Source organism: Nocardioides pocheonensis, assembly GCF_003725535.1.
GTDB classification, from domain to species: Bacteria; Actinomycetota; Actinomycetes; order Propionibacteriales; family Nocardioidaceae; genus Marmoricola; species Marmoricola pocheonensis.
Genome location: NZ_RJSF01000003.1, coordinates 226,137 through 237,687, shown reverse-complemented (window position 1 = coordinate 237,687; position 11,551 = coordinate 226,137). Strand labels below are relative to the sequence as shown.

The window sequence follows — 11,551 nt, the reverse complement described above, 5'->3', positions numbered from 1 at the left end:
TCCGGCACGTTCGGCATCCGAATTCGGGCAAATTGCCGTCCGAACGTGCCGGACTATCCGATCCTCGCGCTGATCAGCTCGTACGTCGCGGGGGAGAACGCCACGATCCGCGCCTCCTCGACCTCGGTGAGGGTCTCGCGCAGGGTGTCGACGGCTGCGGCGACGGCGTCCTCGAGGGGCCAGCCGTAGATGCCGGCGGAGACCAGCGGGAAGGCGACCGAGCGGGCGCCGAGCTCGTCGGCCACCCGCAGCGCGTTCGCGTAGCACGAGGTGAGCAGCGACCGGTCGCGCTGGCCGGCCCGGTGGTTCGGCCCGACGACGTGGATCACCCAGCGTGCGGGCAGGTTGCCGGCGGTCGTCCAGCCGGCCTCGCCGGTCGCGAGCCCGTGGGGGAAGCGGGCGATGCAGTCCTCGAGCACCGCGGGGCCGCCGGCGCGGTGGATCGCGCCGTCGACGCCGCCACCTCCGCGCATCGCGGAGTTCGCGGCGTTCACGACCGCGTCGACCGGCTGCTCGGTGATGTCGCCCTGGACGACCGTGACCCTCATCGGCGCTGCTCCACGGCATCGATCCTGCCATCCGCGGGTCGGCGCGCGCGGGGACGCCGCAGCAGCACCACGAGCAGCGCCAGGCCGGCGGCCCCGGTCGCGCCCGCGACCCCGAGCAGCCAGCCGCTGCCGCCCGACCGCTGCCCGCTCTGCCCGCCCTGCCCGGTCGACCCCGGAGACGCGGCGCCGGAGGGCGACGGGGTGGCGCTGCCGCCGGCCATCGCGGCGGTGACCGCCGCCGGGAGCGCCACCTCGAGGACGGCGCTGTTGCGACCCTCCGAGCTCAGCCGGATCCGGCCCGAAGCGCTGATCGAGACGCCCTCCCCCTGGCGCTCGCGCGGCAGGTCGACCGAGGCGACCGGCCGGAATTCGGGGAAGGTGTAGATCACGGCGTTGTCGTAGCCGCGCACGAGCACGTGCCGCCCGTCGGGGAAGAGCGCGGCGTCGGTGGCCCAGACGTCGACGCGGGCGACCGGCCGCAGCCGGTTCGGCCCCTGCGAGGCCAGGTGCCGCGGCGCGGCGTACACCGTGCCGCCCAGCAGTCCCTTGGTGATCACGTACAGCCGGCCGCGCGCGAAGACCAGCGACTCGGCGTCGTGCGCGCCGTCGGGGTAGACCAGCTCGTACGACGGCGCGTCGACCCGGCGGTCGCCGCGACCGACCGGCACGCGGTACACGCGCACCGAGTCACGCCGCTCGGCGTTGTCCCCGATGTCGCCGACCCACACCTCGTTGCCGCCGGCGGGCGCGAGCGCCTCGGTGTCGACCACCGCGTCGGCGTACGTCGTGCGCCCCACCGTGCGACCGGTCCTCGGGTCGACCACGAAGACCAGCGGATCACCGCCGGAGTCGTTGGTGGTGACCATCAGGTCGCCGAGGTCGACCAGGCCGCTGGACTCCGTGATCGCGGGGTCGACGAACGAGAAGACGACGTGCCCGACCAGGGCGAGGAGCACCGAAGCCCAGGTCATCGGTCGAGCAGCTCGGCCAGCTTCGGCGTGACCTGCCAGGTGCGGGTCAGCTCGGCGTACTCCTGCTCGGCCTGCGGCGCATCCGCGCCCGTCGCTACCGCCCGGATGAGGGTGTTGCGCGGGGTGTGCTGGCTGCCGACGAACTCGACCACCTCGACCCGGTAGCCCCGTGTGCGCAGCAGCGCGGCGCGCAGGGCGTCGGTGAGCGTGTCTGCGAACCGCTCGCGCAGGATCCCGTCGCGGGTGAGCAGGGCGTAGGGCTCGGGCGCCGGGTGCTCGCGGAGCTGGCGGGAGACGTCCTTGTGGCAGCACGGCGCGGCGAGCACGAGCGGCGCGTGCCATTCGACCGCGCGGGCGAGGGCGTCGTCGGTGGCGGTGTCGCAGGCGTGCAGGGCGAGCACCACGTCAGGCGCCCGGTCGAGCCGGACGTCGTCGATGCCCGCGGTCACGAATGTCACCTCGCCGTCGACCCCGAGTCGCCGGGCGACCCCGGTGTTGTGCTCGCGCGACTGCTCCTTGACGTCGACGCCGACGACCCGCACGGGGAGGCCGCGCACCCGGGACAGCCACGCGTGGGCGGCGAAGGTCAGGTAGGCGTTGCCGCAGCCGAGGTCGACGACGCGCAGCGGCTCGTCCTCGGTCGGCGCGAGGCCGCCGGCGGCGATCGCGTCGTCGACCGCGGCCCGCAGCTCGCGGAGGAACTCCTCGACCTGGCGGTACTTCGCGCGGCGGCTGGGCTTCACGTGTCCCTCGCCGTCGCTGATGCCGAGCTCCATCAGCACCGGGTCGTCCTCGGCGAGCAGCCGCGTCTTGGCCCGGTCGTGCCCGCGGTCGGCCGCGACCTCGGCCGTGCGGGCCTGCACTCCCACGACGGCGTCGCCGCTCTTGGTGACCCGCAGCTGCAGGGTCTCGGCGGCGGTGTCGACGTGCCAGTTGCCGAACGGCTCGGCGAGCAGCTCGTCGAGCACGGCCGCGGCGTCCGCGTGGTTGGAGACGTGCGCCTGGGTGTCGTCGTACCGGGTGACCTGGAGGCGGCGTCCTGCCTTGAGGTCGACGTACCGCAGCTCGACGCGTCGCCAGCCGGGTCGCTGCCCCTTGCGGCGGCCGGTCGCCAGCGCGCGCACGAGGCCCTGGTCGTCGAGGACCAGGTCGCGCACGCGGGCGAGGGCGTCGGGGAGTGGCTCGGGCACGGTCCTACTTCAACAGCTTCGCGACCACGACGATCACGATCAGACCCACGAGGGCGCCCGTGATCACGAGACGCCGGTAGCGGGGATGCATTCGGAGAGTCTATTCAGGCAGCCAGGGCGGGGCTGTCGTCGGCGTCGGCGGTGGAGACCCGCCAGCGACCGAACGGGGTGCGGGCCCCGCCGAAGATCGCCACGGCGAGCAGCACGCCGAACACCGTCAGGGCGCCACCGCCGATGAGGGTCCAGCGGGCGCCGAACGTCGCGCCCACCCAGCCGACCACCGGCGCACCCAAGGGGGTGCCGCCCATGACCACCATCATGTACAGCGCCATCACGCGTCCCCGCATGCTCGGCGACACGCTCAGCTGCACCGTGGTGTTGGCCGAGTTGAGCATGGTCAGCAGGCAGAGACCGAGCAGCGGGGTGACCAGCGCGAAGGTGAGGTACGACGGCATCAGGCCCAGGGCCACCTCCACCGTGCCGAAGGCGAGGCCGGCGAGCACCACCAGGCGCTGGCGCGGGCGGCCCTCACGTCGCGCACCGAGCAGTGCCCCGGTCAGCGAGCCGACCGCCAGGGTCGTGCCGAGCAGGCCGTACTCCCCCGGGCCCTTGTGGAACACCTGGGTGGCCATCAGCGCCGAGGTCATCTGGAAGTTCATGCCGAAGGTGCCGGCGAAGAACGCGGCGACCATGATCAGCAGCAGGTCGGGCCGCCCGCGCACGTAGCGCACGCCGTCGCGGATCATGCCCTTGCCGCGCGGCGCGCGGGCGACCGGGGACAGCTCGTGAGGTCGCATCGCCTGCAGCGCGGCGATCACGGCGAGGTAGCTGATCCCGTTGATCAGGATCACCACGCCGGTCGCGCGCACCCCGGAGCCCAGGGCCGCGATCATCACGCCGGACAGGGCGGGACCGACCACGCGGGCCAGGTTGAAGGACGCGGAGTTCAGGCCCACGGCGTTGGTCAGGTCGTCGGGCCCGACCATCTCGCTGACGAAGGACTGCCGCGCCGGGACGTCGAACGCCGACCCGATCCCGAAGGCGAACGCGATCACGAAGACCATCGCGGTCGTGACGACGCCGGTGACCGCGAGCACGCCGAGCAGGAGGGACGCGACGCCCATCGCGGCCTGGGTCAGCTGCAGCAGCCGGCGCTTGGGCATCCGGTCGGCCACCAGGCCGGCGTACGGCGAGAACAGCAGGATCGGGAGGAACTGCAGGCCGGTCGTGAGGCCGAGCGCGGTGCTGGCCTCGGCAGCGCTGCCGTGGTGCAGCTGGAGCACGAGCCAGTCCTGTGCCACGCGCTGCATCCAGGTACCGGTGTTCGACACGACGCCACCGAGGGCGTAGAGGCGGTAGTTGTGGATGCGCAGGGCACGGAACGTGGGACTCAAGCAGAGGCCAGCCTTTCGATCAACGGGGCGACCTGGCGGAGCAGGTCGCGTTCCTCGGGGGTCAGGTCCTTCAGCTGCCGGGCCAGCCAGGCCTCGCGCCGGCGACGGTCGGCGAGGAGGGTCTGGCGGCCCTTCTCGGAGATCGCGACCAGGGTCGAGCGGCCGTCGGTCTCGGAGGGCCGGCGCACGGCGTACCCCTCGTCGACCAGGCAGCCCACCGTGCGGGTCATGGAGGGCGGCTGCACCCGCTCGTGGGCGGCGAGCTGGCCGACGGTCTGCTCGCCGTGGCGCAGCAGCACGCCGAGCACGCTGATCGCGCCGACGCCGAGGGAGTTCTGCGGGTCACGCTCGTTGCGCAGCCGCCGCGCGAGCCGCATCACGCTCACGCGCAGCTGGCTGGCCAGCCCGGCGTCGGTCCGGGCGACTGCTTCGACAGTGGGGGTCATGGTGCTGAGCATAACTAATTAGCGATGCTAAGTATTCCGGTCGAGGCGGGCAACTTGTTTTCCCGCACACGCAGACCGGGCGCCGTGGCAAGCCACGACGCCCGGGAGAAGCTGCGGTAGGGATCAGGTGAGCCAGTCGGTGACCGGGTGGATCGCGAAGTAGAGCACGAAGAGCGCCGCCACGACCCACATCAGCCCGTGGATCTCGGCCACCTTGCCGCGCACCAGCTTGATCACGACGTACGCGACGAATCCGGCCCCGATGCCGACCGTGATCGAGTAGGTGAACGGCATCAGCACGATGGTGAGGAACGCCGGGATGGCGATCTCCAGGTCGTCCCAGTCGATGCCCTTGACCTGCTGCATCATCAGGAAGCCGACCAGGACGAGCGCGGGCACGGCGGCCTCGCTCGGGATGATCTTCACGAGCGGCGCGAGCACCATCGAGAGCAGGAAGAGCACCCCGGTCACCACGGACGCCAGGCCGGTGCGGGCGCCCTCGCCGACTCCGGAGGCCGACTCGATGTACGACGTGTTCGACGAGACGCCGGCGACACCGCCGGCGGCCGCCGCGATGGAGTCCACGACCAGGATCCGTTCGGCGTTCGGAGGGATGCCCTCCTCGTCGAGCAGCCCGGCCTCGGCACCGATCGCGGTCATCGTGCCCATCGTGTCGAAGAAGTCGGCCAGCATCAGCGTGAAGACCAGCAGCAGCGCGGTCACCACGCCGGCGGACTGGAACGACCCGAACAACGAGAAGTGGAAGACGGTGTCGAACTTCGGGGTGTCGACGATCTTGTGCGGCCAGTCCGGCACGTTGAGGCTCCAGCCGGTCGGGTTCTTCGCCCCGCCCGGGCCGAAGTTGCCGATGCTCTCCACGACGATCGCGACGACGGTGGTGACGATGATCGAGATGAGGATCGCGCCGCGCACCTTGCGCACCCAGAGGGCGACGACCACGACCAGCCCGAAGGCGAACACCAGCGCCGGCCAGCCGGCCAGCGACCCGGACGGGCCGAGCTGCACCGGCACGGTGGTCTGCGCGGCGTCCGGGATCCGGCGTACCCAACCGGCGTCGACGAACCCGATCAGCGCGATGAACAGCCCGATGCCCACCGAGATGGCCACCTTCAGCTGCGCCGGTACGGCGTGGAAGACCGCTGTCCGGAACCCCGTGAGCACGAGCACCAGGATCACCAGGCCCTCGAGCACGATCAGGCCCATGGCGTCGGCCCAGCTCATCTGCGACGCCACCGCGAACGCCAGGAACGCGTTGAGCCCCAGGCCGGTGGCGAGCGCCAGCGGGTAGTTCGCCACCAGCCCCATGAGGATCGTCATCACTCCCGCGACCAGCGCCGTGCCGGCGGCGATCGCGGTGAGGTTGGGGGCGGCGGCGCCGCCGAGGAACTTGCCGTCCGCATCCTTGGCGTACCCGAGGATCAGCGGGTTCAGCACGATGATGTAGGCCATCGTGAAGAAGGTGACCACGCCGCCGCGGATCTCGCGCTCGAGCGTCGAGCCGCGTTCGGTGATCTTGAAGAAGCCGTCGAGGGGCGAGGTTTGAGTGCTCGCTCGCGTGTTGGTGTCCACGGGGAGGCACCTTGCCAGAGGTTCGGCCACCCGCGCACCCATGACCTGCACAATTCACACCACGGATACATTGGACCCATGTCCGACGACCAGCAGCCGGTGGTGCACGAGTTCGGCAACCGCACCTTCTTCGTGGCTGACGTCGACCCGCTCGACGTCGACGGCGTGCGGACGCTCGCGGTCGGCACCGTCCTCTGGGCGGTCGCGTTCCTCATGCTGGTGCCGTTCTCGGGCCGGCTGCGCGACGACGGCCACCTCTGGTGGATGTGGACCTGCGTCGCCGGCTTCGGCCTCGGCCTCGTCGGCTGGGACTACTGCCGCCGCCGTCGCCGGACCCGCCAGGAAGCCGAGAGCGAAGCTCAGCGCGGCTGACGGCGCCGCCAGTAGTCCCAGGGACACTTGCCCACTTCTGGCCAGTCGCCGTCGCCGGACCCGCCAAGAAGCTGAGAGCGAAGCCCACACCGACTGACGGCGCGACCAGTAGTCCCAGGGACGCTGCGCCCACTCTGGCCAGGCGCCGTCGCCGGGCACGCCAAGAGGCCGAGCAGGCTGACCGGACCTAGCCGACCACGACCTCCGCGTCGGTGCCGAGGAACGCTCCGTAGCGAGCGGCCGCCTGCTCGAGGGCAGTGAGCTCGGAGTCGGTCAGCGGCCGGCCGTCGTACGGCGTGAGGGTGAACCGCACGCGGCGCGGTGTCACGGTGCGCTTCATCGCCGCAGCCATCTGGGCGTCGACCAGGGCCAGGCCGGTGGAGGCTTCGCGAGCGCGCGGCACCACCCCCGCGGCGTCGATGACCATCCGGCTGTCCTGGTAGCCGCGGTAGACCTCGTCGAGGATCTGCAGCAGGTGTGCCGAGGGAGCGCCCGCGCGGCGTGGCGGCGGCTCCTGGTCGGGGGCGTGCCAGAAGGTGCGGCCGTCGTGGTCGAACGAGGCCAGGTCGTGCTGCACGGCGTCGAGCCCACGACGCACGTCGCCGACCGTGAGCGTCGCCCAGTAGACCAGGTCGGCCACTGTGGCGGGGCCGTGACCCGCGACGTAGCGCCGGACCACCTCGGCCAGCGCCTCGTCACGGTCGAGCCGGCGCGGCGCGGGAACGCGGTCGTCGAACCGGGCGTACGTGTGCACGCTGTCACGCGGACGGCCGCTGACGACCAGCTGCCGGAGCTCGAGTTCGGCGAGCAGCATCATCAGGGCCTGCCCACCGGGCTCGTGCCCGGCCGCCGCCAGAGCCGACGCGAGCTCGTCCCGGGTCCGGTCGGGCGAGGCAGCCAGGGCCTCGAGGACCACAGCGGCCAGCGCGTCGATCGCGCCCTCGTCGAAGCCGAGGTTGCGCAGCCCGAGGAGGGTCGTGCGGCGGACCCGCGGCGCCGTGAGGTCGAGCAGCCAGCCGATGTCCGCCGCGCGGGCATAGTGCCAGGTCGGCCGCAGCACGTGGGTCCGCAGCACCTCTCCGTCGTCGAGCAGCGTGGCCAGCCCGCGCGCGTCGGGATCGGTGGTGCGACACGCGACGGCCCATGCGGACTGGGCGGGGTTCTCCGCCTGCACCGCGAGCAGGTGCTCCACGACGTCGCCGGCGGACGCGGCGTGCGGAGCGACCAGGGCCTGCGTGCGCAGCCGCCAGCGTGCGATGTCGTGGTCCGTGGGCGTCCAGGTCACGACGCTCAGGATGTCAGGACGGACCGACGTTTCGGCGCGCCTCCGACGATCAGAACTTCTCGAAGTCGTCCTCGGACAAGGTGTCGAAGACCGGGTCGGGCAGCGGCGGCGGCAGCTGCTTCTTGCGCAGCTGGGCGTCGGAGTGCGCACCGCACCCGTGCAGGAAGGCGACCACGCGGCCGTCGTCGTTGGCGTACTCGTTGGCGCACACGCCGAACGTGTCGGCCAGCGGCCCGGCGAGGCGGACCAGGAAACCGCAGGACCAGCACTTCGCGGGCGCGGACTGGGCCAGCGGTACGTCGGGACCCTGGTCGCCGTCGTACCAGCGCTGCGCCGCGAGCTCGCGGCCCTCGAGGGACAGCACGCGCACCCGGCCGAGCCCGAGCTCCTCGCTGACCTCCTTGACCTGCTGGCGGTCGAGCTGGACGGCGTCGCGCGGGGCGAGATCGCCGGGGTCGCCGGAGAGGTACGCCGGCACGAGCCGCGGGTCGTCCTCCTCGACGGGGAGCACGTCACCCGGCGACAGGTCACCCGGGCGGATCCGCTCGCGCCACGGCACCCACGCGGGCGCGATGATCGCCTCGTCGCCGGGCAGCATCACGACCTCGTCGACGGTCACCGACTCCTGCCCGGGCGCGTGCGCCACGGTCACGGCCCAGCGCCAGCCCGGGTAGCCGGACTGGGTGCAGGCGAAGTAGTGGGTGACGACGCCGTCGTCCTCGCGGACCGCCTCGACGTGGTCGCCGACCACGTCCGCGCCGACCTGCTCGACCAGGACGGCGCGCGCGGTCTCGATCGCGGCGGCGGTCAGCGCCGTGGCGGTCACGTCGTCCTCGGTGGTCATCACCCCGCGATTCTCCCCCATCACCCGAGCCGATGTCTCCTCGACCCGTGTCTCGGGGCGCCCGCCGCTCCGCCGTTGTTGGCAGGATGGCCTCATGGTGGGCGAGGAGGAGGGCGGCGAGCCTCGTCGCGGCGAACAGCTCACCGACGCCGCCGGACGCAGCCTCGCCGCCGGGGCGCGGGGCGCGGTCGCGGCCGGGCAGGCGACGGGACGCGGCGTGACGGCGCTGTTCAGGTTCGCGCGCCGGGCCGCGCGGGCCGAGGGGGCGGGCGACTCCGGCCTGTCACGGCTGATCGAGCTGCACGCGTTCAACGCCGCCGGCGACGCGGCGATCGCGATCTCGCTGGCCGGGACGCTGTTCTTCGCCAACCCCGGGGAGGCCCGGGGCCAGGTCGCCCTGTTCCTCGGCCTGACCATGCTGCCCTTCGCCGTGGTGGCCCCGCTGATCGGGCCGTTCCTCGACCGGTTCAGCCACGGCCGGCGGTGGGCGATCGGCGCGTCCATGGCGCTCCGCGCCTTCCTGGCCTGGCTGATGGCCGACGCCGTCGCCTCGCAGTCGGTGCTGATGTACCCCACGGCGCTCGGCTGCCTGGTCGCCTCGAAGGCGTACGGCGTGACCCGGGCCGCGACCGTCCCGCGCCTGCTCCCCTCCGAGCTCACGTTGGTCAAGGCCAACAGCCGGATCTCCCTCGCGGGTGTGGTCGGAGCCGCAGTGTCGGCGCCGATGGCGGGCCTCGCGTCGACGTTCGGCTCGCAGTGGACGCTGCGCTACGCGTTCGTGGTGTTCGCCGGCGCCACGATCCTCGCCATCCTGCTCCCGGCCGCGGCCGACGCCAGTGCCGGCGAGCAGGAGGTGTCGCTGCGGCGCAGGCGGAGCCGGCTGCAGCTCCCTGCCGCCGTGGTCTTCGCCCTGCGCTGCAATGCCGGCCTGCGGATGGTCTCGGGGTTCCTCACGATGTACCTCGCGTTCCTCCTGCGCCAGCACCCGCTGCCCGGATGGGAGCACCGCACCACGTTGCTCATGGGTCTGGTGGTCGGCGCCGCGGGCCTCGGCAACACCGTCGGGATCGCGGTCGCCTCGGTCCTGCGCCGGCTCAACCCGGCGACGGTCGTCGTGGTCGCCCTCGTCGCGGACTCCGTCGCCGCCGTCCTCGCCGCGCTCTTCTACGGCCTCGTCGCCGCGATGGTCCTCGGTCTCACCGCCGGAGTCGCGCAGGCCATGGGCAAGCTCTCGCTCGACGCCACCGTGCAGCGCGACGTACCGGAGTCGCACCGGACGTCGGCCTTCGCCCGGTCCGAGACGCTGCTCCAGCTCTCCTGGGTCGTCGGAGGGTTCATCGGCATCGGCGTACCGCTGGAGATCAACGGGCACGTGCTGCCCAAGCTCGGCCTCGGGCTGCTCGCCGGCCTGATCGTCGTGTGGACGGTCTTCGTGCTGGCGCGGCGCAGCGAACCTCGGCCGACCGGCCTCGCGACCGCGGCCCCGGACTAGCGCTCGCCGCTCAGAGGTCGAGCTCGTCGGCGAGGCCGCGCAGCAGCTTCGCCGTGGGGCGTGCGGTCTTCGGCTCGGGGTGCCGACCGTGGCGGTAGGCCTCCTCGACGCCCTCGAGCAGCCGGATCAGGTCCTCGACGACGTTGACCATGTCCTCGGGCTTCTTGCGCTGCGCGCGTCTCTGGGCCACCGCCACCGACTTCGGCGCGTCGAGCACGCGGACCTGGTGGGCCTGGTCGCCCTTGCGCCCCGAGAGGATCCCGAACTCGACGCGCGTGCCGGCCTTGAGCGTGGAGACGCCCTCGGGCAGGGCCGAGGCGCGCACGTAGACGTCCTCGCCGTCCTCCCGCGAGAGGAACCCGAAGCCCTTCTCGCCGTCGTACCACTTGACCTTTCCGGTGGGCACAGTGCGACCTTTCTCCCGATCCTGCTCTGCTGACGCGAAGGCACAGCGTACGTGCCCGACGAAGGCACGGCGAACGCGATTCGTACCCCGGTTGCCATCCTGCCCCACGCGTGGGTCGGCGGACAGCGGGGCGGGGTGGGGGTGGGTGGTCGTGGCCTCGGGCTGGTTGAGCTTGCCGAAACCCGCTTTGGTCGTGGGGCGGTCTGTGCCGGGGGGACGGGCAGCGACGAGGCGGTACGCCGGCGGAGTCCGGCTCTGCTGTCGCCTCACGGTCCTCGGTGCCTTGGTGGTTGAGGTGCGAGCGCCAGCGAGCCTCGAAACCACGCCGCTTGCTAGCCAAGCCCCAGGGGGTTGAGCTTGCCGAAACCACTCTCGGCGGGTGGCGGTTCATGCCGGGGGAACAGGCGGGCCGTCCCGGCTCGTCGTCGGGTGCGGTTCGTGCCGGGGGAACCGGCAGCGACGACGGGGGGCGGAGCACGGTTGAGTCCTGCTGTCGGCCGCCGGTCTGCGCCGCACTCGGTGGTTGAGGTGCGAGCGCCAGCGAGCCTCGAAACCACCCGCCGGCACGGACCCAGCCACCGACCGCTGAGCCGACCCCAGGTGGTTGAGCCTGCCGAAACCACCCGACGGAGCGGCCTCGGAGGGTCGCGAAAGATTCTCGAGAAATCTTCCGAATACCCTTACCAGCAAGGGAATCTGGGCCCGAAAGTGTCGGTGGTCACCCCTAGATTCGAACCATGAACCCGACCACCAGCACCGACACCGCCACCACGGCTGGTGCTGTGCTCGGGTCGATCCGGCAGGCCCGGGCCGAGGCGAACGCGGCCGAAGCCCGCGTGCTCGCCCACGCCCTGGAGTGGGCGCACCTCCATCTGGTCGACGAGCTCGACGACGCCGCGACGTTGATCACCGGGTCCGGTCGGGACACCGGGATCCCGATCGCCGGGGAAGGTGCACCCCTGGTCAGCGAGTTCGCGGTCTGGGAGCTCGCCGCCGCCCTCGGGTTGTCGATC

The 11,551-nt window shown here is 72.3% G+C and carries 11 protein-coding genes and 1 pseudogene; 3 read left to right on the top strand and 9 right to left on the bottom strand.

Going from position 1 to position 11,551, the window contains the following annotated elements; genetic code table 11:
• Positions 1–53 precede the first annotated feature (53 nt).
• The 6 genes from EFL26_RS01605 to EFL26_RS01580 form a co-directional block, all read right to left on the bottom strand.
• Positions 54–548, bottom strand: coding sequence for an O-acetyl-ADP-ribose deacetylase (locus EFL26_RS01605; RefSeq protein ID WP_123221124.1), 495 nt, complete (start codon positions 546–548; stop codon positions 54–56).
• The gene (locus EFL26_RS01600; protein ID WP_123221123.1) at positions 545–1,519 is read right to left on the bottom strand and encodes a WD40 repeat domain-containing protein; all 975 of its coding nucleotides are present in this window, start codon (positions 1,517–1,519) and stop codon (positions 545–547) included. Before EFL26_RS01600 ends, EFL26_RS01605 begins: the two co-directional genes overlap by 4 nt.
• Positions 1,516–2,709, bottom strand: coding sequence for a class I SAM-dependent methyltransferase (locus EFL26_RS01595; RefSeq protein ID WP_123221122.1), 1,194 nt, complete (start codon positions 2,707–2,709; stop codon positions 1,516–1,518). Before EFL26_RS01595 ends, EFL26_RS01600 begins: the two co-directional genes overlap by 4 nt.
• A 104-nt stretch (positions 2,710–2,813) precedes the next feature.
• A complete protein-coding gene (locus tag EFL26_RS01590; RefSeq protein WP_123221121.1) occupies positions 2,814–4,103 on the bottom strand; it encodes an MFS transporter in 1,290 nt (429 codons plus the stop codon).
• Positions 4,100–4,549 carry a MarR family winged helix-turn-helix transcriptional regulator gene (locus tag EFL26_RS01585; RefSeq protein ID WP_245999942.1) on the bottom strand — a complete coding sequence of 150 codons (450 nt, stop codon included), beginning with the start codon at positions 4,547–4,549 and terminating at the stop codon, positions 4,100–4,102. Before EFL26_RS01585 ends, EFL26_RS01590 begins: the two co-directional genes overlap by 4 nt.
• A 123-nt stretch (positions 4,550–4,672) precedes the next feature.
• Complete coding sequence (locus tag EFL26_RS01580) at positions 4,673–6,181, bottom strand: NCS2 family permease (RefSeq protein WP_123221119.1); 1,509 nt, start codon at positions 6,179–6,181, stop codon at positions 4,673–4,675.
• Between the two features lie 36 nt (positions 6,182–6,217).
• On the opposite strand from EFL26_RS01580, the gene EFL26_RS01575 reads away from it, so the two are divergent.
• A complete protein-coding gene (locus EFL26_RS01575; protein ID WP_123221118.1) occupies positions 6,218–6,511 on the top strand; it encodes a DUF2530 domain-containing protein in 294 nt (97 codons plus the stop codon).
• Positions 6,512–6,698: 187 nt separating this feature from the next.
• Here EFL26_RS01575 and EFL26_RS01570 read toward each other — a convergent pair whose 3' ends face one another.
• Complete coding sequence (locus tag EFL26_RS01570; RefSeq protein WP_183407980.1) at positions 6,699–7,796, bottom strand: winged helix DNA-binding domain-containing protein; 1,098 nt, start codon at positions 7,794–7,796, stop codon at positions 6,699–6,701.
• A gap of 49 nt (positions 7,797–7,845) precedes the next feature.
• Positions 7,846–8,640: a DUF3027 domain-containing protein gene (locus EFL26_RS01565; protein WP_245999941.1), complete on the bottom strand. Its 795-nt coding sequence runs from the start codon at positions 8,638–8,640 to the stop codon at positions 7,846–7,848.
• 94 nt (positions 8,641–8,734) lie between these two features.
• Here EFL26_RS01565 and EFL26_RS01560 point away from each other — a divergent pair, with 94 nt between their 5' ends.
• Positions 8,735–10,132, top strand: coding sequence for an MFS transporter (locus EFL26_RS01560; RefSeq protein WP_123221115.1), 1,398 nt, complete (start codon positions 8,735–8,737; stop codon positions 10,130–10,132).
• Positions 10,133–10,142: 10 nt separating this feature from the next.
• Here the strand turns inward: EFL26_RS01560 and EFL26_RS01555 are convergent, their stop codons facing one another.
• Positions 10,143–10,538: a cold-shock protein gene (locus EFL26_RS01555; protein ID WP_123221114.1), complete on the bottom strand. Its 396-nt coding sequence runs from the start codon at positions 10,536–10,538 to the stop codon at positions 10,143–10,145.
• 737 nt (positions 10,539–11,275) lie between these two features.
• Between EFL26_RS01555 and EFL26_RS23985 the strand changes: the two are divergent.
• A pseudogene (locus tag EFL26_RS23985) lies at positions 11,276–11,551 on the top strand (hypothetical protein); the annotation flags it as partial.